This is a genomic window from Nocardioides daphniae (assembly GCF_004777465.1).
GTDB classification, from domain to species: domain Bacteria; phylum Actinomycetota; class Actinomycetes; order Propionibacteriales; family Nocardioidaceae; genus Nocardioides; species Nocardioides daphniae.
The window spans coordinates 1,732,015-1,758,056 of the sequence record NZ_CP038462.1; the positions used below are offsets into that span (position 1 = coordinate 1,732,015).

The following is a 26,042-nucleotide window of genomic DNA, read 5'->3' on the forward strand; positions in this document are numbered from 1 at the left end:
GACTCCATGGCTGCCCGCAGCAAGGCCCGCAAGCGCGCCCTCGACATCCTCTTCGCCTCCGAGCTCCGCTCCCAGGACCCGGTGGAGGCCCTGGAGGGGGCCGTCGCCGACGGTGAGGGGCCGACCAACGCCTACACCGGCGAGCTGGTGCGGGGGGTGCAGTCGCACCGACGCAGGATCGACGAGGTGCTCGGGCAGTACGCCCAGGGGTGGACCCTCGACCGCATGCCGGCGGTGGACCGCAACGTCCTCCGCATCGGTGTCTACGAGCTGCTCTACTCCGAGGACGTGCCCGGGGCCGTCGCCGTCAGCGAGGCGCTCGCGCTGGTACGTGACCTCTCGACCGACGAGTCGCCCACCTTCGTCAACGGCGTGCTGGGCGCCGTGATGCGCGACAAGGCCGACCTGGTCTGACTGACGTGCGAGAGCCCCGACGAGCGGGCCACGGCCCTCGTTGGGGCTCTGTCGTCCTACCGGTCAGCCCTTGAGCTGGGCCGTGACCGGAGCGGTGGCCAGCGCCACGGCCGAGCGGACCAGGTAGTCCTTCGCCGTGGCGCCCTCGATGGTGTGGATCTGTGGGGCGCCCGAGGCACCCTCCTCGACGAGGAGCCCGACGCGGGCCAGCTGGAGCGTCCCCAGACCGGTGGCGTAGAGCAGGTTGGCCAGGGCGCCGGGGTTGCTCACGTGGAAGTCACCGGCGTCGGCGCCGGCGACGAGCACCTTGGTGAGGATGCCCAGGCAGGAGGCCATCGCCCGCCCCAGCCGCAGGGCCGCGTCCTCACTGACCTCGTCGAGGAGCTCCGGCCCGGTGCGGCGCATCAAGGTCTGGGCACAGTCGACGAAGGCAGGGTGGGCCAGGCCGTAGTCCGCGAACGCCTCGACCAGGCGTTCGAGCCGGTCGGCCGGGGCGGCAGCGCGGTCGTCGGCCGCCGCGAGCGAGTCGTGCAGCTCGTCGAGGTAGCCCACCAGCGTCAGCGCGAAGAGCTCCTCCTTGCCGCTGAAGTGGCGGTACACGATCGCGCGGTTGATCCCGACTGCGCGCGCGATGTCCTCGACCTGGGCGTCGCCCAGCCCGCGCTCGTCAAAGACGGCACGGGTGGCGGCCAGGATCTCCTGGGTGCGCTGACGCCGTCTCGACGCGGCCGGGGTGCGGCCACCCCGCGACGGTGAGGACGAGGGACTGCTCTGCTCCATGGGGGGAGTGTAAGTCCTTGTGCAACTGCGTGTGACAGTCGGTTGTCGGTGGCGCCACGTACCGTGGCACCGTGGTGGACGACGGCATCGAGAGGACCTGGCGACCGGCATGGCCGTGCCCGGTGGGCTCGCTCCTGCGGCAGCAGCGACGAGGCCCGGGTGACCCGACCCAGCGCGCGGACGGAGCCCGCACCTGGCGGGGCGTCCGTACTCCCGAGGGGCCCGCCACGCTGTGCGTGGAGCCGTTGGCCCACGACGGCACGGTCCATGCCCGTGCCTGGGGTGCGGGCGCCGCGTGGGCGCTCGAGCAGCTCCCGGCGCTGCTGGGGGCCGAGGACGACGTGTCGTCCTTCGAGCCGCGTACGCCCCTGGTCGCCGATGCCTGGCTCCGCACCCCGCACTGGCGCCTGGGCCGGACGGGCCTGGTCCACGAGTCGTTGCTGCCGTCGATCCTCGAGCAGAAGGTGACGGGCCAGGAGGCGTTCGCCTCCTTCCGGCGTCTGGTGCGACGGTTCGGGGAGCCTGCCCCGGGTCCGGGAGCCGACGTGGGCCTGCTCGTCCAGCCAGCCGCCGAGACCGTGGCGCGCATCCCGTCATGGGAGTGGCTGCAGCTCGGCGTCGACGGCGCCCGCTCGACAGCAGCCGTACGCTGCGCCCGCGTCGCCGACTCGCTGCAGCGAGTCGTGGACCGCGACCCCGGACGTACGGACGCCGCCCTCCAGTCCGTGCCCGGGATCGGGGTCTGGACGAGTGCCGAGGTCAGGATGCGCGTGCTGGGCGACGCCGACGCCGTCTCCTACGGCGACTACCACCTGGCCACCCAGGTGGGCTGGGCCCTGGGCCACGCTGCCTTCACCGATCAGCAGATGGCCGACTACCTGGCGCCGTGGGAGCCCCAGCGCGGCCGGGTCGCCCACCTGTTGCGCGGCGTGGGCATGTCGCGGCCCCGCCGTGGACCTCGGATGGCGCCCCGGACGCACCTCCCCGTCAGGAGACGTTGACGCCCTGCAGGAGGCCTCAGAGCAGGGGGCCGAGTGGACCGAGGACGAACTCGGTGAACTTGCGGTGCCACTCGCGGGCCTCCCACTCCTCGCGGGTGAGCTCGACCGCGTTGGTGAGGTCGACCCGATAGATCTCCTCCATCGCCTCGGCGACGTTGGCGTCGATGATCTCGACGTTGATCTCGTAGTTGCCCGTGAGGCTGAGGCGGTCGATGTTCGCGGTGCCCACCGTCGTCCACCTGCCGTCGATGGTGGAGGTCTTGGCGTGCACCATCGCGCCCTGGTAGCGGAAGATCCTGATCCCGGCCTCGAGGAACTGCGCGTAGAGGCCGCGCGAGATCCAGTCGGCCACGATGTGGTTGGAGCGGTGGGGGAGCAGGATGCGCACGTCCACGCCGCGGGCGACCGCGTTGGCCAGCGCCTCCACGAAGTCCTGGTCGGGGATGAAGTACGCGTGCGTCATCCAGATGTGGTCGGCTGCGCGGTCGATCGCGTCCAGGTACATCGAGCGGATCGGGAACATCATCAGGCGCGGGTTGTTGCGCGACAGGCGGATGTGCGCCTCCCAGCCGGGAGGTGCCTCCAGGAGAAGCGGGTGCTCACTGGGGCGCAGCCGGTTGCGACGGTGGAGGTTCCAGAAGTCGGCGAACGATCGCTTGAGGTCCCACACGGCGGGGCCGGTGAGGGCGATGTGCGTGTCACGCCACTCCGTGGCGTAGGGAGCACCGATGTTGTAGCCCCCGACGAAGGCGACGGTGTCGTCGACGACGAGCACCTTGCGGTGGTCGCGCCCGTAGTGCCGGAAGTCCCAGAAACGGAAGCCGGCGTTGTAGATCGGGAAGCGCAGCACCGAGATGTTGGCGGGGAAGCGCTTGAAACGTGGAGGCACGACGAGGTTCGCGAAGGCGTCGTAGATGCAGTAGACCTGCACCCCGCGGTCGGCCGCGGAAGCCAGGGCCCGCTTGAACGCCTCGCCGATCTCGTCGGCCTTCCAGATGTAGGTCTCGAAGAAGATCTGGTGCTGGGCGCCGTCGATGGCGGCGAGCATCGCGTCGTAGAGGTCCTGGCCGTAGGTGTAGACCGTGACGGAGCCGTCCTCCACCTGGACGTCGGTGGGGGCGCTGCGTGGGAAGGGCGTCGTGCTGTTGTTGCGACGGCGGTACTTGTCGACCACCGTGAGGCCGATGGCCAGCGCGAACGGCGTGACGAAGAGCGCCACGAGGACGCGACGTACGACTCGCATGACGCGTTCGGAGGGGTGACGGCTCACGCGGCCACCCTACTTGTGGGAGACGCTCCGCACGGCGGCGGCACTCGGTGTCGCCGGGTCGAGGTCGGAGGTGTCAGCTGACCTTGAGACCGGCGAGGGTGCGCTGCAGCAGGTCGCGTCGCTCGTCGAAGCTGGAGCGCTCGGTGAGCGTACGCCGCACGGCGACGTGGCCGTCGGCCACGAGGTCGCCGACCAGCACGCGGACGACGCCGATCGGGAGCTTCATCGCGGCCGCCACCTCGGCGACGGAGCGACCGTCGCAGAGCGCCAGGGCGCGTGCGTGCTCACCGAGGACGCGGGCATGGCTCTGCGGGGTCGTGACCAGCGTGGCCTCGAAGGGAAGGTCCACACGCGGGACCGTGCGACCACGGGTCAGCGTGAACGGACGGACGAAGGCCGGGCGTGCCGGTTCGTCGGCGTGCTTGCCGAACGGGACGTCGGGGGTGGGCATGGGCCCATGATCTCCCACACCACCAAACCTTCACCAATCCTTCGGCCACGATGTGAACGGGGCCGCGTCGCGAGCACGCGGACCGGCCCCCGGGGAGGGGACCGGTCGACGTGTCGGTGCTGTGCCGGAGGGTGCAGGAGGGGGTGGTCAGCCGACGGGGATCTGGCTCGCCATCCGCTCGAGCGCGTACTCGGTGACGCGGATCAGGGCACCCTTGGCGGACTCGCGGTCGCGGGCGTCGATCCGGATCATCGGCACGTGGGCCGGGAGCGCGAGAGCCTCGCGGACCTGCTCGAGCTCGAACTGCGGGCCCTGGTCGAACTGGTTGAGGGCCACGATGAAGGGCAGGCCCTTCTCCTCGAAGTAGTCGAGGGGGGAGAACGCCTCGTCGAGGCGGTTGGTGTCCACCAGCACGATGGCGCCGATGGCGCCCAGGCACAGGTCGTCCCACATGAACCAGAAGCGCTTCTGGCCGGGGTGCCGAAGAGGTAGAGGATCAGGTCCTCACCGAGGGTGATGCGGCCGAAGTCCATGGCCACCGTGGTGGTGTGCTTCGTGGGGACCTGCGAGATGTCGTCGACGCCCTCCGACTCGTCGGTGACGAGGGCCTCGGTCCGCAGGGGTCGATCTCGGAGACGGAGCCGACCAGGGTCGTCTTGCCGACGCCGAAGCCTCCGGCAATCACGATCTTGGTGGAGGCGGCGCCACGGGAGTCAGAAGGCTCGAAGTCCACGGAGGGTCCTTTCGATCAGGTCGCGACGCTGGTCACTGGAGGAGTTGGAGGTGATGGTTGCCTGGACGGCCACGTGACCGGCCTCGATGAGGTCGGCCAGGAGCACCCGCACCACGCCGATCGGCATGGAGACGAGGGCCGAGACCTCGGCAACGGAACGGAGGTGGCACACGTCCACGACGTGGGCGATCGAGGCGTTGGGCCACGACCGACCGTGGGCGTGCTCCTGGAGGCGGAGGGTCGCCTCGACCGGCAGGTCCACCTTGGGCTTGGTGCGCCCCGCCGTGATGGTGAAGGGTCTGACGATCCGCGGTGCGGGGGCGTCGTCCCAGTCCTGGTCAGCCATGTGGTCTCACCTCACGCAGTCGGCTGGGGCACCCGCGCCTGCGCCTGGACCATGCGGCCCACGCGCTCGACGAGGAGCGCCATCTCGTAGCCGACCTGGCCGATGTCGGCGGAGTCCTGGGTCAGGACGGCGAGGTTGGAGCCGTCGCCGACCGCCATGAGGAGCAGGTAGCCCAGCTCCATCTCGATGACCGTCTGGAGCACCGGTCCACCCTCGAAGAGGCGGGAGGCACCCACGGCCAGCGAGGCGAGGCCGGAGGAGACCGCCGCGACCTGCTCGGCACGGTCGGCCGGGAGGCGGTCGCTCGCGGCCATGAGCAGGCCGTCCGCGGACACCAGCACGGCGTGGGCGGTGCCGGGGACCTCCTGGATGAACTTGGTGACGATCCAGTTCAGTCCGGTGTCCTGGGCGGATGCGCTTTCGTTGGTCATGCCGGACCTTCCTTCTGGGTGTTGGTGGTGGTGGCTGATGCGGAGCGTCCGCGGGAGACGCCCGCCGCGTGGGCCGCGAGGCGCTTGCGGATGGCCTCCGGGTCGCGCGCGGGAGCGGTACGCGTCGGGGCGACGCTTCCGGGGACCAGACGTCGGCCGGGCTGACGCTGGGGGAGGCCGGAGGTGGCGGTGGGAACCGCCTCCGACTCGTTGGCGCGGTGGGCGGCCTGCCAGCCGGCGTCGGCGCTGGTGCCCCACGACGTCTGCGGACCGTTGCCCAGCCAGCCCGAGGCCGGGGCCTGGGTGGCGGGCGGGACGATGCCGTTGGTTCCGGGGGTACGCGTGGGAAGGGCGCCGTTGGTGCCGTTCGCTGCAGCCGGCTCGGCGGCGGGAGCCTCGGGCTCGGACGCCTCGTCGACGACGAGCTCGGCGGACTCCGCGGGCAGCGCCTGCGGAGCGGACGCCGCCTGAGTCTCGGTCTGCGTCTCGGCGTGCACCTCCGGCTGGCTGGCCTCGACGACCGGGGCGGCCTTCGGGGCGTCCAGACCGAGCGGGTCCTCGGGCGAGATCGCCGGGGCGGCCGGAGCGACGGCGGCGGGCGCCTCGTCCTGCGTCGGGGTCTTCTCCTCCGCGACCGGGTCGGCGTGCTTGCCAGCAGCGGCCGCACGGGCGGCACGGGCCTCGCGCAGGGAGAACATGCCCAGGGCCCCGCTCTCGGCCTTGCCGCCGCTCGCACCGTCGTCACCGGCGGTCCGGGCGAACATGCTCACGTTCGGGTCCGGCTCGGGGGCCACCTCGGGGGCCGGGGCCGGGGCCTCGACCAGGGCGACGGGCTCGGGTACGACCTCCTCGACCGGAGCCGGCTCCTCGACTGCCTCAGGGGCTTCGGCGGCACCGCCGAAGAGGCTTCCGCCTGCCGGGGCGACCGCTGCCTGACGGCCGGGCACGGTGGCGCCGGGGCGGCGCTTCGGCAGACCGGTCACGGCGCTGATTGCCGCGTTGATCTGCTCGACCTGACGGTCCTCCTCGGGCTCCACCACGACCTCGGGTGCCACGATCTCGGGTGCCTTGGCGACAGGAGCCGGGGTGGGCTCGGGTGCGCTCGGCGTACGCTGCGGCAGCGGGTCGGTCAGGGGGTCGCCCAACGGAGCGGGGAGCGGGTCGTTGAGCGGGTCGGGCGTGGAGGCCTTCGCCGCGGGGGCGGCGGGCTCCTCGAGGACGGGCTCGACGACCGGCTCGATGACGGGGGCGACGGTCGGGGTGATCACCGGTGCGGAGGCCTGTGCCGGCACGTCGATCGTCGACGGCACGTCGATCGGCGGGGGTGCCGTCACTACGGTCTCCGGCTTGGAGCCGCCGACCAGGAGCGAGTCCGGGATGCCGACCGTGGCGGTCACGCCGCCGCGTCCGTTCTTGCTGAGCTTCACGTCGAGATCGTGGCGGTGGGCCAGGCGGCTGACCACGAAGAGACCCATGCGGCGTGCGGCGTCAGGGGTGATGCCGACGTCTGAGCGCAACATGCCGTTGAGCTGCTGCAGGACGTCCTCGGGCAGTCCGAGACCACCGTCGGAGACGGAGATGACGGTCTGGCCCACGGCGCTCGTCGTGCTGACGTGCACCGGCTCGGTGGGCGGCGAGAACGACAGCGCGTTGTCGATGAGCTCGGTCAGCAGGTGGACCACGTCGTTGGCGACGGCTCCGACGAGCTGCTCGCTCGAGGCGCCGCGCATCTCCACCCGCTGGTATTCCTGCACACCGGCGGTGGCGGCCTGGAGCGCGTCGTTGAGCGACAGGCTATGGGCGTCGCGCTGGCGCACGGGGGCGTCGGAGAGGATCACGAGGCTCTCCGCGGTGCGGCGCTGGCGGGCGGCCAGGTGGTCGAGGCGGAAGAGGCTTTCCAGGCGGCGGGGGTCCTGCTCGTCGCGCTCCAGCTCCTCGATGAGGCCGAGCTGCTGGTTGATCAGCGAGGTGTTGCGGCGCGAGAGCGTCACGAACATCTCACCGACCTGCGTACGCAGCTGGGCCTCGCCCTGGGCCAGGTCGACCGCGGTCTGGTGGAGCTCGTCCACCGCGCGGGCCAGCTGACCCATCTCCTCGTTGGTGTGCACGGGGATCCGGTCGATCGCGCCCGGGTCGCCGCCGGCGCGGATCGTGGCCACGGCCTGCGGCAGCTTGGTGCTCGCGACCTCGCGGGCGCTGTCACGCACCGTGAGCACGGGGCGCGTCATCAGGCGCGCGATGATCCAGGCCAGCAGGAGGGTGGCGAGCAGCGAGGCCGCCAGGATGACGATGTTGAGCACGGCCTGGGAGCCGGCCTCGGCGGCGTTCTCGTCGAGCGCCTCCTCCGACTCGGTCAGCACCTGCTCGGACAGGCTGTCGTAGACCTCGAGGGCCTCCTCGTAGGCCAGCTCGCCGGTGCCCTTCTCGACCGTGTCGAAGCGGGAGGCGTTGAGCGAGCGGAGGTCGAGCACGTCGGGGGCGTCGTTGCGGGCGCGGGCCAGCTGCGAGATCGCGGCGTCCTCGACGCCGAGCGCGGAGAAGACGTCGGACGAGTTGGTGATGCGGTTGCCCTGGTAGGCGACCTGGAGCTGCTGCATGGTGAAGGCCAGACGACCCTCCATCACGTAGCCGATCTGCTGGAGCACCGGCTCCGGGGCGTTCTGTCCGTTGACGATGGACTGGTAGAAGTCGCTCACGCCGTTGTGGAGCTGGCGGACCTGCGACAGCGACTGCAGCAGCGTCACGTAGGCACGGCCGTCGCGGAGCTGGTCGCTCAACGCCACCAGGCCCTCGAGCTGCGCCTTCTGGTTCTGGGTGAGGGCCTCGTCGTCGATCTGCGCCTCGAGCTTCTCTGCGGCCTGACGGACCTTCTCCACGGCCTCGGTGCGGGCGGGGGAGTTCGACGCGGACTCGGAGCGCGCGACCACGGTCGCCGACTCGGCGGCGTACAGGTAGTCGATCGTCGGGCCGAGCACGCGGATCTGGCCCGCGGTGGCTCGGTACTCCTCGGCGACGATCCAGGCCTCCACCGACTTGTCGACCGCGAACCACGAGGCGGCCACCATGGGGAAGGCGAGCGCCAGGGCGATCTTGTTGCGCAGCTTCCACCCGGAGACGCGCCAACCGGCACGCGACTTCACGTCCTCCACGTCGGAGGTTTCCGACGAGGACGACGACACGCCGTTCTTGTTCGTTGCCATGAGCTCCCCGGTTGGTGCGTCTGGTGGTTCGTCCGTGGACGGGTGGACCGCGGATCGGGCCCGGACGACAACATAAGGACGAAACCGCGCCCGTGTTCGTGGAATGGCAGGACTCGTGTGACGAAAGTTGCTGGTTGGGGCGGGGTGCATCGGGTCCCCGCGCCCGCGCCCGCGTGCGGGAGCCTGGGACGAGCGTGTTGTCGGACCCTCCGCGTACGCTCGAACCATGCGGCCAGTGAGCGACCTGGAGCGCCGGGTGGCGCCCTTCACCGTCAAGTCCGACTACCAGCCGTCGGGCGACCAACCGACGGCGATCAAGGAGATCTCCGAGCGCATCCGTGCGGGGGAGAAGGACGTCGTCCTTCTCGGCGCCACCGGTACCGGCAAGACCGCGACGGTGGCCTGGGTGACCGAGCAGCTGCAGCGTCCGGTGCTGGTGCTCCAGCCCAACAAGACGCTCGCCGCCCAGTTCGCCAACGAGCTGCGTCAGCTCTTCCCCGACAACGCGGTCGAGTACTTCGTCTCGTACTACGACTACTACCAGCCCGAGGCGTACGTCCCGCAGACCGACACCTACATCGAGAAGGACTCCTCCATCAACGAGGAGGTGGAGCGGCTGCGCCACTCCGCGACCAACTCGTTGCTGACCCGGCGTGACGTCATCGTGGTCTCGACGGTGTCGTGCATCTACGGCCTGGGCACCCCGCAGGAGTACGTCGACCGGATGGTGCGCCTCAAGCGCGGCGAGGAGCGCGACCGCGACAAGCTGCTCCGCCAGCTCGTCGACAACCAGTACACCCGCAACGACCTGAGCTTCACGCGTGGCACGTTCCGGGTCCGCGGCGACACGGTCGAGGTCTTCCCGGTCTACGAGGAGATGGCGATCCGGATCGAGTTCTTCGGTGACGAGGTGGAGCGGCTGATGACCCTCCACCCGGTGACCGGCGAGGTGCTCACCGAGGACGACGAGATCCACGTGTTCCCGGCGACCCACTACGTCGCGGGCCCCGAGCGCATGGAGCGGGCGATCAAGGGCATCGAGGCCGAGCTGGTCGAGCAGCTCGCCACCTTCGAGCGGCAGGGCAAGCTGCTGGAGGCGCAGCGACTGCGCATGCGCACCACGTACGACGTCGAGATGATGCGCCAGGTCGGCTCCTGCTCCGGCATCGAGAACTACTCGATGCACATGGACGGCCGCAACCGGAGCGCGCCCAACACCCTGCTCGATTACTTCCCCGAGGACTTCGTCCTGGTCATCGACGAGTCCCACGTGGCCGTGCCGCAGATCGGCGGCATGTACGAGGGCGACATGTCGCGCAAGCGCAACCTGGTGGAGCACGGCTTCCGGCTGCCGTCGGCGATGGACAACCGCCCGCTGCGCTGGGAGGAGTTCCTCGACCGGATCGGGCAGACGATCTACCTCTCGGCGACGCCGGGCGACTACGAGCTCGACCGCGTCGGCGGACCGCAGAACGCGGTGCAGCAGATCATCCGTCCGACCGGCCTGGTCGACCCGGAGGTGATCGTCAAGCCGACGAAGGGTCAGATCGACGACCTGATCCACGAGATCCGGGAGCGCGTGGAGAAGGACGAGCGCGTCCTGGTGACCACCCTGACCAAGAAGATGTCCGAGGACCTCACCGACTACCTGCTCGAGGCCGGCATCCGCACCCGCTACCTGCACTCCGAGGTCGACACCCTCAAGCGCATCGAGCTGCTCCGTGACCTCCGCCTGGGGGAGTACGACGTGCTCGTCGGCATCAACCTGCTGCGCGAGGGCCTGGACCTCCCCGAGGTGTCGCTTGTCGCCATCCTCGATGCCGACAAGGAGGGCTTCCTGCGCTCCGACAAGTCCCTCATCCAGACGATCGGACGTGCGGCCCGCAACGTCTCCGGCCAGGTCCACATGTATGCGGACCGGATCACCCGGTCGATGGAGGCGGCGATCGACGAGACCAACCGCCGTCGCGCCATCCAGGTCGCCTACAACGCCGAGCACGGGATCGACCCGCAGCCGCTGCGCAAGAAGATCGCCGACATCACCGAGATGCTCGCCCGCGAGGACGAGACGACCCAGGAGCTGTTGCAGACCTGGGCCGACGTGGGTCAGAAGGGCCGCGCCGGCGGCGTGAAGCCCAAGGGCTCGCCGACGCCGATGCTCTCAAGCTGCACAAGGACCTGCCCGACACGGCCGGCATCCCCAGCTCCGACCTGGCCGAACTCATCCAGCAGCTCACCGACCAGATGAAGACCGCGGCCGCTGAGCTCCAGTTCGAGGTTGCCGCGCGGCTGCGCGACGAGATCAGCGAGCTCAAGAAGGAGCTGCGCCAGATGATGGAGGCCACGAAGTGACAGCGATCGAGTTCCAGGTGACGTTCGACGCCCACGACCCCGGTCGGCAGGCCCTCTTCTGGGCCGAGGCCCTCGGCTACCGGCTCCAGCCGCCGCCCGGCGACTTCACCTCGTGGGACGACGCGCTCGATGCCTGGGGCGTCCCGCCCGAGGCGCGCAACTCCCGCTCCGCCATCGTGCCTGAGGAGGGGGAGAGCGGCCCGCGGGTCTTCTTCCAGCAGGTCCCGGAGGAGAAGTCGGTGAAGAACAGGGTCCACCTCGACCTGCGGGTGGCGCCCGGACTCTCCGGGGACGACCGGGCTGCTGCCCACGAGGAGGCTGCGGAGAGGCTGGTCGCGGCTGGTGCCACCGTCGTACGCCGGGTGCCGCCCTCCCAGGAGATGGGCGACGGGAGCTTCATCGTCATGGCCGACCCCGAGGGCAACGAGTTCTGCCTGGACTGACGGCTCGTCGCGAGGGGCTGGGGCTCGGCGGGTCCGTGATCTAGGGTGACCTGCATCACAGCCGAGCCTGCGGGGTGCACGTTGGACGTTGTCGAGACGGACCTGTTGATCATCGGCGCGGGGCCGACCGGGCTCTTCGCGACCTACTACGCGGGGTTCCGCGGGCTGCGGGTCGTGCTGGTCGACTCCCTTCCGGAGCTGGGCGGTCAGATCACCGCCATGTACCCGGAGAAGCGGATCGCCGACGTGGCCGGCTTCCCGGCGGTGAAGGGCCGCGACCTGGTGGAGGGCCTGGTTGCCCAGGCCAGCACGGCCGGTGCCACCCACCTCCTGGAGCGCACCGCGTTGTCGCTCACCCAGGAGGCCGACTCCGTCTCCGTGGGGCTCGACGACGGCACCACGGTGCGGGCCGCAGCCGTCCTGGTGACCGCCGGCATCGGCACCTTCACCCCGCGGCCGCTGCCGGTCGGCCCGGAGTGGGTGGGCCGGGGCGTCGAGTACTTCGTGCCGGACTTCGAGCCGTACCGGAGCAAGGACGTCGTGGTCGTCGGGGGAGGCGACAGTGCCTTCGACTGGGCCGAGCACCTCGAGCCGCTGGCATCCTCGGTGACCCTCGTGCACCGACGGGACGCGTTCCGCGCCCACGAGCGTACGGTCGCGGCCGTGCGGGCCTCGTCGGTGCGGATCCTGACGAAGGCCCAGGTGGTCGAGATCAGCGGCGGCGACGCGGTCAAGGCCGTGGTGGTGCGCACCGACGACGGCGTCGAGGAGGTCCTTCCGTGCCAGGCCGTCGTCGCCGCGCTCGGCTTCGTGGCTGACCTGGGGCCCATCCAGACCTGGGGGCTGGAGACGGCCAAGCGGCACGTGGTCGTCGACAGCTCCATGCGGACCTCCCTCGAGCGGGTCTTCGCCGCCGGTGACATCACCGACTACCCGGGCAAGGTGCGCCTCATCGCCGTGGGCTTCGGGGAGGCAGCAACCGCGGTCAACAACGCCGCCGTCGTGATCGACCCGTCGGCCCACGTCTTCCCCGGTCACTCCAGCGAGGCATGACGCCCTGTGAGTCTCCCCACGCGTGCCGCGTGGAACAGTACGCGGGTCAGGTCCGTTCACTGGCGACAGAGAAGTTACCGAGGTGACGCGTGGTACAAACGCGGGTCACCAATCAGGAAGGCCGAGACCTTGCGCGTTGCACTGCTCTCCTACCGCAGCAAGCCCCACGTCGGCGGCCAGGGCATCTACCTGCGCCACCTGAGCCGTGAGCTCGTGGCGCTGGGGCACGAGGTCGAGGTCTTCTCGGGCCAGCCGTACCCGATCCTCGACGAGGGTGTGAAGCTCACCAAGGTGCCTTCGCTCGACCTCTACCGCGAGCCCGACCCGTTCCGGGTCCCCAAGCTCAAGGAGTTCCGCGACCTGATCGACGTCGAGGAGTTCCTGACCATGTGCACCGCCGGCTTCCCCGAGCCGAGGACCTTCAGCAAGCGCGTGGCGCGCCTCCTCAAGGACCGCGTCGACGACTTCGACGTCGTCCACGACAACCAGGTGCTGGGTGACGGGATGCTCGCCATCGAGAAGATGGGGCTGCCACTCGTCACGACGCTGCACCACCCGATCACGTTCGACCGCCGGGTCGAGCTCGCGACCGCGCCGACGCTGCGCAAGAAGCTCTCGTTGCGCCGCTGGTACGGCTTCCTGCGGATGCAGGGCCGCGTGGCCCGCCAGGCGCGCAAGATCCTCACCCCGTCGGAGTCCTCGAAGCGCGACATCGCCACTGACTTCGGCGTCGACCCCGCCCGGATGCAGGTGATCCTGCTCGGCGTCGAGGACTCGTTCGTCCCCCCGACGACTCCACGGGTCCCCGGGCGGATCCTGGCCATGGCCAGCGCCGACGCCCCGATGAAGGGGATCTCCACGCTCCTCGAGGCGTTCGCGAAGCTGCGCACGGAGCGGGACCTGTCCCTGGTCCTGGTCACCAAGCCCGCCCCGGGCGGCCGCACGGAGCAGCTGATCGAGACCCTCGGCATCGGTGAGCACGTGAGCTTCGTCAGCGGCGTCTCCGACGCCGAGCTCGTGGAGCTCATGGGCTCTGCCGAGCTGGCCTGCGTCCCCTCCCTGTACGAGGGCTTCTCGCTCCCCACCGCCGAGCTCATGGCCTGCGCCACCCCGCTCGTCGTCTCCCGCGCTGGCGCCATCCCCGAGGTCGTCGGCGAGGACGGAGAGTGTGCCGACCTGGTCACCCCCGGTGACGTCGGCGAGCTGACCCACGCCATCGCCGCCCTGCTGGACGACCCCGAGCGGCGGGCCCGGATGGGCGCTGCCGGACGCCAGCGGGTGCTCGACATGTTCAGCTGGCGCGCGGTCGCGCAGAAGACCGCCGCTGCCTACGAAGAAGTGATCAACGACTACCGGGCCGAGAAGGCCCAGGGGGGTGACGTGCTGACCGTTGACTTCGACCGACTCGGTCTCAAGGCGGGCGACCGCGTGCTCGACATGGGCTGTGGCGCCGGTCGCCACGCCTTCGAGATGTACCGCCGCGGCGGCGACGTGATCGCTTTCGACCAGGACGCCGCAGAGCTGGAGAACGTCCGCAACCTCTTCGTCGCGATGAAGGAGGCGGGCGAGGTCCCCGAGGGCGCCGAGGCTGACGTCAAGGAGGGCGACGCGCTCGCGCTGCCCTTCGCCGACGGTGAGTTCGACCGCGTCGTCGCGGCCGAGGTGCTGGAGCACATCCCCGCCGACATCCAGGCGATCCAGGAGCTCGTACGCGTGCTCCGGCCCGGCGGCACCCTGGCGGTCTCGGTGCCCCGCTGGCTGCCCGAGGTGATCAACTGGAAGCTCTCCGACGACTACCACAACGTCGAGGGCGGCCACATCCGCATCTACACGGACAAGGAGCTCATCGACAAGATCTCCAAGGCCGGCCTCAACTTCACGGGCAAGGACTACGCCCACGGCCTGCACGCGCCGTACTGGTGGATCAAGTGCGCGGTCGGCGTCAACAACGACGACCACCCGCTCGCCAAGGCCTACCACAAGCTCCTGGTCTGGGAGATCATGAAGCAGCCGAAGGTGCTGCAGCTGGCCGGCAAGGTCCTGGACCCGATGATCGGCAAGAGCATGGTCCTCTACTTCACGAAGCCGCTCAGCGCCTGATGGCCCACCTCATCCCCGAGGTACCAGGCGTCCTGACGGCCGACCAGGTCGCGCAGACCGCGGCCTCGATCGCCGCCATGCAGGAGCCTTCGGGCGCCGTGCCGTGGACGCCGGGTGACAAGGTCGACGTGTGGAACCACGTCGAGGCCGCCATGGCCATGCTCGTCGGTGGGCAGGTCGAGGCCGCGGAACGCGCGTACGAGTGGGTGCTCCGTACCCAGCGGGCAGACGGCTCCTGGCCGATGAAGATCGTCGCTGGCACCGTCGAGGACCACAGTGGCGAGACGAACATGTCCGCCTACCTCGCCGTCGGCGTCTGGCACCACTGGCTGGTACGCCGTGACCGCGCCTTCGTCGACCGCTTCTGGCCGGCCGTGCGCGCCGGCCTGGACTGGGTCGTCTCCCTGCAGCTTCCGTCGGGCGGCATCGCCTGGTCGCAGGAGTGGGCGGAGGGCCGCCCGGCCCGCATCAACACCGACGCGCTGCTCGCCGGCTCGTCGTCGATCCACCACGCCCTGGCTGCCGGCTGCGCGTTGGCAGACCTCCTCGAGGACCCGCAGCCCGAGTGGGAGTTCGCCGGTGCCCGTCTGGCGCACGCCCTGCGCGACCACCGTGACCTCTTCCTGGACAAGTCCGAGTTCTCGATGGACTGGTACTACCCGGTGCTCGGCGGTGCCGTGCGGGGCGAGGCGGCCGAGGCCCTCCTGAAGGAGCGGTGGGACGTGTTCGTCGAGGAGGGGCTCGGCATCCGGTGCGTCCGGGAGAACCCCTGGGTCACCGGGGCCGAGACCTGTGAGCTGGTGATGGCCTTGGAGGCCAACGGCGACCGGGACCGCGCCCTGCAGCTCTTCGCCGACATGCAGCACCTGCGCCACGAGAACGGCAGCTACTGGACCGGCTGGGTCTTCCCCGACCAGGTCAACTGGCCGGGCGAGCAGACCACGTACACGGCTGCGGCCGTGATCCTGGCGGCCGACCAGCTGTCCCGGACGACGCCGGGCTCGGACATCATGCGCGGTGAGACGCTCGTGACGTTCGGGGACCTGGGTGCCCGGTGCTGTGGATCAGCCGACGCCCGCAGTGTCGCCGGCGTCTCCTGACGTCCGTCGCAGCACCCGCATCGACCCCAGGCGCTCGTCCTCGGTGAAGCAGCCGCCCTCCAGCGCGCGCAGGAACACGTGGTACGGCGGCTGGCCCCCGTCGGCGGGGTCGGCGAAGACGTCGTGGATGACGAGCAGTCCTCCGGCCATCACCCAGTTGGCCCAGCCGGTGTAGTCGTTCTGCGCGTGCTCCTCGGAGTGGCCGCCGTCGATGAAGAGCAGGGAGAGCGGGGTGCGCCAGTGGCGTGCGACGGTGGTCGACTGCCCCACCACGGCGACGACGTGGTCCTCGAGTCCTGCGTCCTCGATCGTGCGGCGGAAGAACGGCAGGGTGTCCATGCGGCCGGTCCGTGGGTCGACCACCTCGGTGTCGTGGTGCTCCCAGCCCGCCTGGTTCTCCTCGCTGCCGTGGTGGTGGTCGACGGTGAAGACCGTCCCACCGACCTGCGCGGCAGCCGCCCCGAGGTAGACGGCCGACTTGCCGCAGTAGGTGCCGACCTCCAGCGCGGGACCCAGCGGCAGCTGCTCCAGGGCACGTCGGTGCAGGAGCAGCCCTTCGTCCTCGGGCATGAAGCCCTTGGCAGCGAGCGCGTGGTCGAGCAGGGCGGGCGGCATCGTCGAGGTCACTGCGCCATTGTTCCCAACGGCTCGTCGGGCACGGAGTCGGGTCCCGCCACGTGCCGACGCCGGTGCCAGGTCAGGTAGTTGGCGAGGGCCCGCACCATGTGCGACGTGCGGGTGGTGTTGAAGAGGTCGAAGGCGTGCTGGCGCCCGCCTCGGCGTACACGACGTGGGCCCTGGACCGTCGCTTCAGCGCCTCGACGAAGAGCCGCGCCTGACCCACGTCGACCAGTGAGTCGGCGGCGCCGTGGACCACGAAGAAGTCGGGGGCACAGTCGTTGATCCGCAGGATGGGGGAGCCTGCCTCGAAGAGCTCAGGCTCGGCGTCGTAGGAGCGCAGAAGGACCCGTGGCCCGAGGAACCGGTCACGCATCGCGATCGCACTGCGCAACCCGGTGGCGCCGGCGAAGTCGTAGACGCCGTAGATCGGTGCCGCCGCCTGGACGCTCGTGTCCGCGTCCTCGAAGCCGGGCTGGAACTCGGGAGCGTTGGGCGTGAGCGCAGCGAGGGAGGCGAGGTGTCCGCCCGCGGAGCCGCCGGTCACGACGACGTAGTCGGGGTCGCCGCCGTACTCCGCGACGTGCTCCTTGATCCAGGCGATCGCCCTCTTGACGTCGATGATCTGGGCCGGGAAGGGGGCGCGGGGGCGAGGCGGTAGTTGATCGCCACGCAGACCCAGCCGAGGGAGGCCATGTGCTGCATCAGCGGCACCCCTTGGTTCTCCTTCGCGCCGATGGTCCACCCGCCACCGTGGACCTGGAGCAGGACCGGGGCATGAGACGCAGGAGGATCGGTCGGCAGGTAGAGGTCGAGCAGGCCTCGCCGCCCGGCGGGGAGTAGCGGACGTCGCGCACCACCCGGACCCGCGGGTCGCGGCGCGGGAGCGGGTTGACCCGACGGGCGAGCGTACGCTCGGCGTCGCGCGCCGCGATCGGCTCGAGGCCCTCCAGCTCACCGAGGGTGCCCACGGCGGTGTTCAGTCCCTGCGGACTGCTGCGGCTCAGGGCGATCTCCCGGGCCAGGCCAGCCGTCGAGAACGCCGCCAGGGCGAGGCCGGGCCACGACCGACGGCGCCGCAGCAGATGGACTGCGGTGTCGACCGAGTTGGCCGCAAGGATCTGCGGCGCCAGCTCCACGGTCAGGAAGCCGGCGAGGAAGGACAACGCCCCTCCACGAAAGGACCGGGAGGGGCGAAGAGCGTTGGCGGTGAGCGCGGCGACGAGCGTCTGGCGTACGAGGTAACCCACGGCGCCGATGCTAGCCAACCGTCACCAGACGGGTCAGGACTCCAGCGGCCAGCCGCGGTCGGCCCATCCCATGGTGCCGTCGGAAACGTTGATCGCCTGACGACCCTGCGAGCGCAGGAACTCGCAGACCTGGCGGCTGCGGTTGCCACTGCGGCAGATCACCAGGAGCGGGCCCTCGGGCAGCTCGTCGATGCGCTCGCCGACCTGACCCATCGGGATGTGCACGGCTCCGGGGACGTGCCCGGCCGCGTACTCGTCGTCCTCCCGGACGTCGAGGACGAAGGCACCCATCGCGTGCTCGGCCGCGAAGGCGTCGAGGTCGATCTCGCCGGACTCGGCGGCGGCGATCTGGCGGCGGGCCTCGTCCATGTCGATGGCGCGTACGCCAGCGATCAGCTCGTCGAGCGCGGCGGCGGGCAGGGCGCCCGGCTGGGAGAAGACGAGGATGCCGTCACGGAAGGCCATGATCGTGGGGATCGAGGAGATCTGCGCCATGGCCGCCAGCTCACGCTCGGCCTCGGTGTCGACCTTGCCGAAGACGATGTCGGGGTGCTGCTCCGAGGCCGCCTCGAAGACCGGGGCGAACTGCTTGCACGGACCGCACCAGTCTGCCCAGAAGTCGACGAGCACGATGCCCTCGCCGGTGACGGTCGATTCGAAGGTGGAAGCGGTGAGCGCCTTGGTCGTCATGCACCGCACGTTACAAGGTGCTCCCGGCTGCCGTTCAAACGGAACCGGCCCGGCGCCAGTCGCCACGCCGACGAACGGCTGAGTAGGCTATATCACATGGTCTAGTGATGGTCTACCCCGTTCATACTCCGAATTGGGGAACGGCCCGGAAATCAGAATCTGCGGTCGCCGCGATGCCTTTACATCTATGCAGCGACCACAGTCGCTGGCCCGCGGCTTCAGCACCCGGGGGCAGTTTCTTCATCTCGCACCTGTGTGCGCACTGCGCGCTGCCGTCGTGCGCCCACTCGAGGGTCAAGCATGTCCATCACCACGTCTCGTCGCGGTCTCCTGACCGCATCCGCCTGGGCCGTCCCCGCCATCATGGTCAGCTCCGCGTCCCCCGCCTTCGCCGGCTCCGGCGTCGTCCCCCCGCCAACCTCGAGCTGCCGGGAGATCGACTACACGTTCTCCTGGCAGGCCAGCGGCTACTCCTTCGTGCCGACGTCCTCCAGCTCCCTGTACGGCGTGGGCAAGGGCTCGGCCCCGGCCACCCGCGTGCCCAACCAGTCGCTGACGCCGGCGGAGGTCGCCGCCATCACGCCGCTGACGGTCACCGCCTCGAACAGCTTCACCGGCAACCGCATGCGCGGCAGGTTGGCGAGCGACGGGGCCGCGAACATGCGCGTGTCACCGTTCAACGTCGGTGGGCTGCAGGCCCGTGGCCTCACGCTGCTGCAGGACCTGACCACCAACAACAGCCTCGGCAACAACGCGGCCACCCGCGCCGGTCACGCCCAGGTCCTCAAGCTGGAGTTCAGCCGCCCGGTCAAGAACCTCCGGTTCACGATCACTGACATCGACAGCACCTCGGGGCAGTACCGGGACCGCGTCAGCGTGAGTGGAGGCGCCAGCGGCGTCCGCGCCACGGCCCTCCGGGGCGCCGGCACCGCGTCAGACCCGTGGCGCAACAACTCCGACAACACCGGGTACGACCCCGGTGTGGGTTCCGGCAACGTGGCGGTCGACTACTCGGGCCTCGCCCCGGTCAGCACGGTCCTCGTCACCTTCTGGAACGACCAGAGCGGCTCGCTGAGCAGCTACGGCCTCCAGGGCATCTTCATCTCCAACCTGACCTTCAGGGCGATGAGCTGCTGAGGTTCACCACTTGCGGGCGCGCCACTCGGGCAGGTGCTCACGCTCCTGCCCGAGCACGCCGTCCTTCCCGTGCCCCGGGTGGAACCGTGTCTCGTCGGGCAGCGTGCCGAAGATGCGCTCCTCGACCTGGTCGATGAGCTGCTCGAAGGCCTCCTCGTTGCCGAAGGTGGCTCCCACACCACCGGGGAAGAGGGTGTCCCCGGTGAAGACGTGAGGGGAGCCCCCGGGGTCGTGGTGCACCAGGCACACCGACCCCGGGGTGTGGCCGGCGACGGCGATGACGTCCAGGTCGACACGTCCCACCCGGACCACGTCGCCGTGCTCCAGGCGACGCGCCACGGCGACCCCCGTCTGCTCGGTGATGGCGTCGGCGTCCGGGGCGCCCGCGAAGACCTCGGCACCGGTCGCCTCGACCACGGCGGCGAGGGCGCGGTGGTGGTCCCAGTGCTGGTGCGTGGTCACGACGGCAGCGAGGCCGGCGTCCCCGATTAGGGGGAGCAGGACCTCCGGCGCGTCGGCGGCGTCGACGAGCAGCTGCTCGCCCGTCTCGTTGCAGCGCAGCACGTAGCAGTTGTTCGACATCTTGTCGTCCACCGCCACCTTGGTGACGGTCAAGGTCGACAGCGTGAGGGTCTGGGGGTCTCCGCCGGGGGAGACGTCTCCGGTGTAGGACGTCATGGGCCCATCCTGCCCGACACGCTGCCATGGGTCGGTGTGGAAGAGTGGGAGTGCCACCGTCCGGGGTTGTCCGAGCCTCTAGGATGGCGAACATGCGTTCGAACGAACGTCGCGACCCACACCTCAAGGACGCTCGTGACTGACCAACTCATCATCCGCGGTGCCCGGGAGCACAACCTCAAGGACGTCTCGCTCGACCTCCCTCGGGACTCCCTCATCGTCTTCACGGGCATGTCCGGGTCGGGCAAGTCCTCGCTCGCGTTCGACACGATCTTCGCCGAGGGCCAGCGACGCTACGTGGAGTCGCTCTCGGCCTACGCGCGCCAGTTCCTGGGGCAGATGGACAAACCTGACGTCGACTTCATCGAGGGGCTGTCGCCCGCGGTCTCGATCGACCAGAAGTCCACCTCCAAGAACCCCCGCTCCACCGTGGGTACGATCACCGAGGTCTACGACTACCTCCGCCTGCTGTACGCCCGTGCGGGGCGTCCGCACTGCCCGACCTGCGGTGCCCCGATCGAGCGGCAGACGCCGCAGCAGATCGTCGACCGGATCCTGGCACTGGAGGAAGGTCGACGCTTCCAGGTGCTCGCCCCCGTCATCCGGGGACGCAAGGGGGAGTACGTCGAGCTCTTCTCGTCCTTGCAGACGCAGGGCTTCAGCCGTGCGCGGGTCGACGGGGAGACGTACAGCCTCGACCGCCGCCCACGCTCAACAAGCAGAAGAAGCACACCATCGAGGTCGTCGTCGACCGTCTGGCGGTGAAGCCCTCCTCGAAGCAGCGGCTGACCGACTCGGTCGAGACTGCCCTCGGGCTGGCCGACGGCCTGGTGGTCTTCGACTTCGTCGACCTGGAGGCCGGGGCCGAGGGGCGTGAGCTCACCTTCTCGGAGCGGATGGCCTGCCCCAACGAGCACCCCATCGAGTCCGACGACCTCCAGCCTCGCTCGTTCTCGTTCAACTCGCCCTTCGGCGCCTGCACCACCTGCCACGGCATCGGCACCCGGATGGAGATGGACCCCGAGCTGGTCGTCCCCAACCCCGAGGCGACGCTGGGCGAGGGTGCGGTCCAGCCGTGGAGCGGCGCGCACGTCGCCGACTACTTCCTGCGGCTCATGGGCGCGCTGGGGGAGGAGCTCGGGTTCGACCTGAACACCCCCTGGGAGAAGCTGCCGGTCAAGGCCCGCAAGGCGATCCTCGACGGCCACGCCACCAAGGTGCACGTGGTCACGCGCAACCGCTACGGGCGTCAGCGCTCCTACTACGCCGAGTTCGAGGGCGTCAGCCAGTACATCGAGCGGCGACACAACGACGCCGAGTCCGACACCACGCGCGAGCGGTTCGAGGGCTTCATGCGCGAGGTGCCCTGCCCCGCCTGCCAGGGCAGCCGGCTCAAGCCGATCTCCATGTCGGTGACCCTCGGCGGGATCTCCATCGCCGAGCTCTGCGCCAAGCCGCTCAACGAGACCGCTGACTTCCTCGCCCAGCTCGAGCTCTCGCCGCGCGAGAAGCAGATCGCCGAGCGCGTCCTCAAGGAGATCCAGGAGCGCCTGCGCTTCCTCCTCGACGTCGGCCTCGACTACCTGTCGCTCGACCGGCCCAGCGGCTCGCTGTCGGGCGGCGAGGCGCAGCGCATCCGGCTGGCCACCCAGATCGGCGCCGGGCTCGTGGGCGTCCTGTACGTCCTCGACGAGCCCTCCATCGGCCTGCACCAGCGCGACAACGCACGCCTGATCGAGACGCTCGTCCGGCTCAAGGAGCTCGGCAACACCCTGATCGTCGTCGAGCACGACGAGGACACGATCCGCACCGCCGACTGGGTCGTCGACATCGGCCCCGCGGCGGGCGAGCACGGCGGCCAGGTCGTGCACTCCGGGACCGTCGACGACCTCCTGTCGCACCCCGACTCCATGACCGGGCAGTACCTCTCCGGTCGCCGCGAGATCCCGGTGCCGGAGCTGCGCCGCCCGAGGACCCCGGGCCGCGAGCTGGTGGTGAAGGGCGCCAAGGAGAACAACCTCCGCAACGTCGACGTCACCTTCCCGCTGGGGATGTTCGTGGCCGTCACGGGCGTCTCGGGATCGGGCAAGTCGACCCTGGTCAACGACATCCTCTACACGTCTCTGGCGAAGCAGATTTACAACGCCCGTACCGTCCCCGGACGGCACCGGACGATCACGGGCGTCGACGAGGTCGACAAGGTCATCCACGTCGACCAGTCGCCCATCGGTCGTACCCCGCGCAGCAACCCGGCGACGTACACCGGCGTCTTCGACCACGTGCGCAAGCTGTTCGCCCAGACGCCCGAGGCCAAGGTCCGTGGCTACATGCCGGGTCGCTTCTCCTTCAACGTCAAGGGCGGGCGCTGCGAGGCGTGCCACGGCGACGGCACGATCAAGATCGAGATGAACTTCCTGCCGGACGTCTACGTCCCGTGCGAGGTATGCCGCGGCGCGCGCTACAACCGCGAGACGCTCGAGGTGCACTACAAGGGCAAGACCATCGCCGAGGTCCTCGACATGCCGATCGAGGAGGCGGCGGAGTTCTTCGCCGCCGTCCCGGCGATCTCCCGGCACATGAAGACGCTCACCGAGGTCGGTCTCGGCTACGTCCGTCTGGGACAGCCGGCGACGACGCTGTCGGGTGGTGAGGCGCAGCGCGTCAAGCTCGCCAGCGAGCTGCAGAAACGCTCGACCGGGCGCACCCTCTACGTGCTCGACGAGCCCACCACGGGCTGCACTTCGAGGACATCCGCAAGCTTCTCCTGGTGCTGGCCGCTCGTCGACCAGGCAACACGGTGCTGGTGATCGAGCACAACCTCGACGTCATCAAGACGGCCGACTGGCTCGTCGACATGGGGCCCGAGGGTGGCTCGCGCGGTGGCCTGTGGTCGCCGAGGGCACGCCAGAGGAGGTCGCGAGCAACCCGGAGAGCCACACGGGCCGTTTCCTCCGCCGCTGCTCGAGGGTCGGGCTGCCCAGGTGGCGGCCCGGCCGAAGAGGAAGAAGTCGACCGCCAGCGCGAAGAAGTGAACCCGGAGGCACCATGAGCAACAACCGTCCCTCTTCCCACCTCCTGTCGCGTCGCAGCGTCCTGGCGTCGGGCGCCACGGCCGCGGCGGTCCCGATGGTCGCCGGTTGCGGCGAGGACGAGCCGGTGACGGCGCCCGAGCCGCCGAAGGCCGACACCGAGCTGCTGAAGACGTCCGACGTGCCCGTGGGCGGCTGCGCGGTCGTCTCGGCGCTGAAGCTGGTCGTCACCCAGCCCAGCGAGGGTCAGTTCAAGGCGTTCAGCTCACTGTGCACCCACCAGGGGTGCGAGGTCTCGTCGTCCAGCGACGGCGAGATCCCGTGCACCTGCCACGGCAGCCGCTTCTCGTTGACCGACGGATCGGTGATCAAGGGTCCGGCGGAGGTCCCGCTCGAGGAGGTCGCCGTCGAGGTCAAGGACGGTGTGGTCACCACCACGAACGCCTGACCGGCCGGCTGGGCCCGACCGCTGCGCCGACCACTGCCTCCCTATGCTGGAGACAGTTAGTCAGGAGGATGCGTGACCCAGCCCCCCACTCGTCGTCGTGTGCTCGCCGCAGGTGCCGGCGTCGCGATGGCCCCCGTCGTTGCCTCGTGTGCCGACCCGTCGGCCGACCCCCAGCTCCACCAGCAGGACCCGCCCCGGCCGGGCACCGACGTGGCCCCCACCACCGACGTCCCCGTCGGGGGCTGCCAGGTCTTCGCGCGCTTCGGCACGGTGGTCTCCCAGCCCGTCGAGGGTGAGTTCAAGGCGTTCAACGCCGAGTGCTCCCACAAGGGCTGCTTCGTCGGCTCGTCCGACGAGGGACACATCCCGTGCCGCTGCCACGGCAGCAAGTTCGACCTCGCCACCGGGGCCCGTCTCGCCGGCCCGGCCAAGGCTCCGCTCGACCCCGTGGCGATCAAGGTCGAGAACGGCCGGATCGTCACCGCGTGATGCCGGCGGGTGCTCCGTCCCGGCTCGTCCGCACTCCGTAGGCTGGAGGCGTGCCGAGCCCCGCGTCGTACCGTCCCGCTCCCGGGTCGATCCCGACCCAGCCAGGGGTCTACCGCTTCCGTGACGTCCACGGACGGGTGATCTACGTCGGCAAGGCGAAGAACCTGCGTTCACGCCTGTCGTCGTACTTCCAGGACATCTCCGGGCTGCACCCTCGCACGGCGTCGATGGTGACCACCGGCGCCAGCGTCGAGTGGACCGTGGTCCGCACCGAGGTGGAGGCGCTCCAGCTCGAGTACTCCTGGATCAAGGAGTTCGACCCCCGCTTCAACGTCAAGTACCGCGACGACAAGTCCTACCCGTGGCTGGCCGTCACGGTCGGGGAGGAGTTCCCCCGCGTCATGGTCGGGCGCGGCGCGAAGAAGAAGGGCACCCGCTACTTCGGTCCCTACGGCCACGCGTGGGCGATCCGCGAGACCGTCGACCAGCTGCTGCGGGTCTTCCCGATGCGCTCCTGCACCAAGGGTGTCTTCAACCGTTCGGCCCAGATCGGTCGTCCGTGCCTGCTCGGCTACATCGACAAGTGCGCCGCGCCCTGCGTGGGCAAGATCAGCGCCGAGGACCACCGCGCCATCGTCAACGACCTCTGCGACTTCATGGCCGGCAACACCGACGCCTTCGTGAAGCGCGTCGAGAAGGAGATGTACGCCGCCTCCGAGGCCATGGAGTTCGAGAAGGCCGCCCGCCTGCGCGACGACCTCGGTGCCCTGCGCCGGGCCCTGGAGAAGCAGGTGGTCGTGCTGGCCGACGGCACCGACGCCGACGTGGTGGCGCTGGCGGAGGATCCGCTGGAGGTCGCGGTCCAGGTCTTCCACGTGCGCGGGGGTCGCATCCGAGGCCAGCGCGGCTGGGTGGCCGACCGCATGGACGAGGGCGGCACCCCCGAGCTCGTCGAGGAGTTCCTGCTCCAGCTGTACGCCGACGACCCCGACGCCATCCCGCGCGAGGTGCTGGTGCCCGAGCTGCCCGCCGACGTGGCGACGCTCGAGGACCTGCTCTCCTCGCTGCGCGGCTCCAAGGTCCGGATCCGGGTGCCGCAACGAGGCGACAAGAAGGTGCTGCAGGAGACGGTGGCCCGCAACGCCGTCCAGGGCCTGGCCCTGCACAAGACGAAGCGCGCCAGCGACCTGACGACGCGCAACCGCGCCCTGGAGGAGATCCAGGAGGCCCTCGACCTGGGCGAGGTGCCGCTGCGCATCGAGTGCTTCGACGTCTCCAACCTCCAGGGGACCGAGGTCGTCGCCTCCATGGTCGTCTTCGAGGACGGGCTGGCCCGCAAGGGCGAGTACCGCCGGTTCGTGATCAAGGACGTGGAGGGACAGAACGACGTCGCCTCGATGCACGAGGTCATCACCCGACGCTTCCGACGACTGCTCGAGGAGCGCTCGAAGTCGGCCGAGGTCTCCACGGACGCCGGCCCGATGCTGGTCGACCCGGACACCGGTCGACCGCGCAAGTTCGCCTACACCCCGGCCCTGGTGGTCGTCGACGGTGGCCCGCCCCAGGTCGCGGCGGCAGCCGACGCGCTGGAGCAGCTGGGCCTGGGCGACATCCCGGTCTGCGGCCTGGCCAAGCGGCTCGAGGAGGTGTGGCTCCCCGGCGACGAGGACCCGGTCATCCTGCCCCGCACCAGCGAGGGGCTCTACCTGCTCCAGCGGATCCGCGACGAGGCCCACCGCTTCGCGATCGCGCACCACCGGGGACGCCGCTCGCGCACGATGGTCGAGAGCCTGCTCGACGACGTACCGGGCCTGGGGGAGATCCGGCGCAAGGCCCTGCTCCGGCACTTCGGCTCGCTCAAGAAGCTGCGTCTCGCGGCCGTCGAGGAGATCGCGATGGTGCCCGGCATCGGCCCGCAGACGGCCGCCGCCATCAAGGAAGCACTCACGCAGCAGGACGGCGCACGACAGACTGGGCCGCGCATCAACACGGCCACCGGAGAGATCGAGGAGCACTGATGAGCATCGAA

At 70.1% G+C, this 26,042-nt stretch carries 21 protein-coding genes and 4 pseudogenes; 12 read left to right on the forward strand and 13 right to left on the reverse strand.

Features of this window, described 5'->3' with window-relative positions; translation table 11 throughout:
• Nucleotides 1–6 precede the first annotated feature (6 nt).
• Nucleotides 7–414: a transcription antitermination factor NusB gene (nusB, locus tag E2C04_RS08520; RefSeq protein WP_135832282.1), complete on the forward strand. Its 408-nt coding sequence runs from the start codon at nucleotides 7–9 to the stop codon at nucleotides 412–414.
• Between the two features lie 63 nt (nucleotides 415–477).
• On the opposite strand, the gene E2C04_RS08525 is transcribed toward nusB, so the two are convergent.
• Nucleotides 478–1,194, reverse strand: coding sequence for a TetR/AcrR family transcriptional regulator (locus E2C04_RS08525; RefSeq protein ID WP_135832283.1), 717 nt, complete (start codon nucleotides 1,192–1,194; stop codon nucleotides 478–480).
• Between the two features lie 71 nt (nucleotides 1,195–1,265).
• Here E2C04_RS08525 and E2C04_RS08530 point away from each other — a divergent pair, with 71 nt between their 5' ends.
• Nucleotides 1,266–2,195 carry a DNA-3-methyladenine glycosylase family protein gene (locus E2C04_RS08530; RefSeq protein WP_229721624.1) on the forward strand — a complete coding sequence of 310 codons (930 nt, stop codon included), beginning with the start codon at nucleotides 1,266–1,268 and terminating at the stop codon, nucleotides 2,193–2,195.
• A gap of 16 nt (nucleotides 2,196–2,211) precedes the next feature.
• Here E2C04_RS08530 and E2C04_RS08535 read toward each other — a convergent pair whose 3' ends face one another.
• The 6 genes from E2C04_RS08535 to E2C04_RS08560 form a co-directional block, all read right to left on the reverse strand.
• Entirely contained in the window at nucleotides 2,212–3,465 is a 1,254-nt protein-coding gene (locus tag E2C04_RS08535) for a phospholipase D-like domain-containing protein (RefSeq protein WP_229721623.1), read from the reverse strand.
• Nucleotides 3,466–3,538: 73 nt separating this feature from the next.
• Nucleotides 3,539–3,916, reverse strand: coding sequence for a DUF742 domain-containing protein (locus tag E2C04_RS08540; RefSeq protein WP_135832284.1), 378 nt, complete (start codon nucleotides 3,914–3,916; stop codon nucleotides 3,539–3,541).
• A 147-nt stretch (nucleotides 3,917–4,063) separates the two neighbouring features.
• Nucleotides 4,064–4,369 (reverse strand): GTP-binding protein, encoded by a 306-nt coding sequence (locus E2C04_RS22290; protein WP_238694483.1) that lies wholly within the window; start codon nucleotides 4,367–4,369, stop codon nucleotides 4,064–4,066.
• A 260-nt stretch (nucleotides 4,370–4,629) separates the two neighbouring features.
• Nucleotides 4,630–4,995 carry a DUF742 domain-containing protein gene (locus E2C04_RS08550; RefSeq protein ID WP_135832285.1) on the reverse strand — a complete coding sequence of 122 codons (366 nt, stop codon included), beginning with the start codon at nucleotides 4,993–4,995 and terminating at the stop codon, nucleotides 4,630–4,632.
• A gap of 11 nt (nucleotides 4,996–5,006) precedes the next feature.
• Entirely contained in the window at nucleotides 5,007–5,426 is a 420-nt protein-coding gene (locus tag E2C04_RS08555) for a roadblock/LC7 domain-containing protein (RefSeq protein ID WP_135832286.1), read from the reverse strand.
• Nucleotides 5,423–8,626 carry an ATP-binding protein gene (locus E2C04_RS08560; protein WP_135832287.1) on the reverse strand — a complete coding sequence of 1,068 codons (3,204 nt, stop codon included), beginning with the start codon at nucleotides 8,624–8,626 and terminating at the stop codon, nucleotides 5,423–5,425. Before E2C04_RS08560 ends, E2C04_RS08555 begins: the two co-directional genes overlap by 4 nt.
• 226 nt (nucleotides 8,627–8,852) lie before the next feature.
• On the opposite strand from E2C04_RS08560, the pseudogene uvrB reads away from it, so the two are divergent.
• From uvrB to E2C04_RS08585, 5 genes and pseudogenes are all read left to right on the forward strand, one after another.
• Nucleotides 8,853–10,978: pseudogene (gene uvrB, locus E2C04_RS08565) on the forward strand (excinuclease ABC subunit UvrB).
• Nucleotides 10,975–11,421 (forward strand): VOC family protein, encoded by a 447-nt coding sequence (locus E2C04_RS08570; RefSeq protein ID WP_135832288.1) that lies wholly within the window; start codon nucleotides 10,975–10,977, stop codon nucleotides 11,419–11,421. Before uvrB ends, E2C04_RS08570 begins: the two are co-directional and overlap by 4 nt.
• An 81-nt stretch (nucleotides 11,422–11,502) precedes the next feature.
• Entirely contained in the window at nucleotides 11,503–12,474 is a 972-nt protein-coding gene (locus tag E2C04_RS08575) for an NAD(P)/FAD-dependent oxidoreductase (protein ID WP_135832289.1), read from the forward strand.
• Between the two features lie 129 nt (nucleotides 12,475–12,603).
• On the forward strand, nucleotides 12,604–14,574 hold the full coding sequence (locus tag E2C04_RS19615) for a glycosyltransferase (protein ID WP_158630645.1): 1,971 nt from the start codon (nucleotides 12,604–12,606) through the stop codon (nucleotides 14,572–14,574).
• Entirely contained in the window at nucleotides 14,574–15,674 is a 1,101-nt protein-coding gene (locus E2C04_RS08585; protein ID WP_135832290.1) for a prenyltransferase/squalene oxidase repeat-containing protein, read from the forward strand. Before E2C04_RS19615 ends, E2C04_RS08585 begins: the two co-directional genes overlap by 1 nt.
• Here E2C04_RS08585 and E2C04_RS08590 read toward each other — a convergent pair.
• From E2C04_RS08590 to trxA, 5 genes and pseudogenes are all read right to left on the reverse strand, one after another.
• Entirely contained in the window at nucleotides 15,639–16,301 is a 663-nt protein-coding gene (locus E2C04_RS08590; RefSeq protein ID WP_229721622.1) for a class I SAM-dependent methyltransferase, read from the reverse strand. The genes E2C04_RS08585 and E2C04_RS08590 overlap by 36 nt on opposite strands.
• A gap of 70 nt (nucleotides 16,302–16,371) precedes the next feature.
• Nucleotides 16,372–17,111: pseudogene (locus E2C04_RS19620) on the reverse strand (alpha/beta hydrolase fold domain-containing protein).
• Entirely contained in the window at nucleotides 16,997–17,542 is a 546-nt protein-coding gene (locus E2C04_RS19625) for a hypothetical protein (RefSeq protein ID WP_238694484.1), read from the reverse strand. The pseudogene E2C04_RS19620 and the gene E2C04_RS19625 overlap by 115 nt, the downstream one beginning before the upstream one ends.
• A 33-nt stretch (nucleotides 17,543–17,575) precedes the next feature.
• Nucleotides 17,576–17,833, reverse strand: coding sequence for a rhodanese-like domain-containing protein (locus E2C04_RS19630; RefSeq protein WP_229721651.1), 258 nt, complete (start codon nucleotides 17,831–17,833; stop codon nucleotides 17,576–17,578).
• 39 nt (nucleotides 17,834–17,872) lie between these two features.
• Nucleotides 17,873–18,232: pseudogene (gene trxA / locus E2C04_RS19635) on the reverse strand (thioredoxin); the annotation flags it as partial.
• A gap of 300 nt (nucleotides 18,233–18,532) precedes the next feature.
• On the opposite strand from trxA, the gene E2C04_RS08605 reads away from it, so the two are divergent.
• On the forward strand, nucleotides 18,533–19,369 hold the full coding sequence (locus tag E2C04_RS08605) for a hypothetical protein (protein WP_135832292.1): 837 nt from the start codon (nucleotides 18,533–18,535) through the stop codon (nucleotides 19,367–19,369).
• 3 nt (nucleotides 19,370–19,372) lie between these two features.
• On the opposite strand, the gene E2C04_RS08610 is transcribed toward E2C04_RS08605, so the two are convergent.
• A complete protein-coding gene (locus E2C04_RS08610) occupies nucleotides 19,373–20,047 on the reverse strand; it encodes an MBL fold metallo-hydrolase (RefSeq protein ID WP_135832293.1) in 675 nt (224 codons plus the stop codon).
• Nucleotides 20,048–20,182: 135 nt separating this feature from the next.
• On the opposite strand from E2C04_RS08610, the pseudogene uvrA reads away from it, so the two are divergent.
• The 4 genes and pseudogenes from uvrA to uvrC all read left to right on the forward strand — a co-directional run.
• Nucleotides 20,183–22,999, forward strand: a pseudogene (gene uvrA / locus E2C04_RS08615) (excinuclease ABC subunit UvrA); the annotation flags it as partial.
• 93 nt (nucleotides 23,000–23,092) lie between these two features.
• Complete coding sequence (locus E2C04_RS08620; protein WP_135833729.1) at nucleotides 23,093–23,524, forward strand: Rieske (2Fe-2S) protein; 432 nt, start codon at nucleotides 23,093–23,095, stop codon at nucleotides 23,522–23,524.
• Between the two features lie 72 nt (nucleotides 23,525–23,596).
• The gene (locus tag E2C04_RS08625) at nucleotides 23,597–24,013 is read left to right on the forward strand and encodes a Rieske (2Fe-2S) protein (protein ID WP_135832294.1); all 417 of its coding nucleotides are present in this window, start codon (nucleotides 23,597–23,599) and stop codon (nucleotides 24,011–24,013) included.
• Between the two features lie 50 nt (nucleotides 24,014–24,063).
• The gene (gene uvrC / locus E2C04_RS08630; protein ID WP_135832295.1) at nucleotides 24,064–26,031 is read left to right on the forward strand and encodes an excinuclease ABC subunit UvrC; all 1,968 of its coding nucleotides are present in this window, start codon (nucleotides 24,064–24,066) and stop codon (nucleotides 26,029–26,031) included.
• Nucleotides 26,032–26,042: the final 11 nt, after the last annotated feature.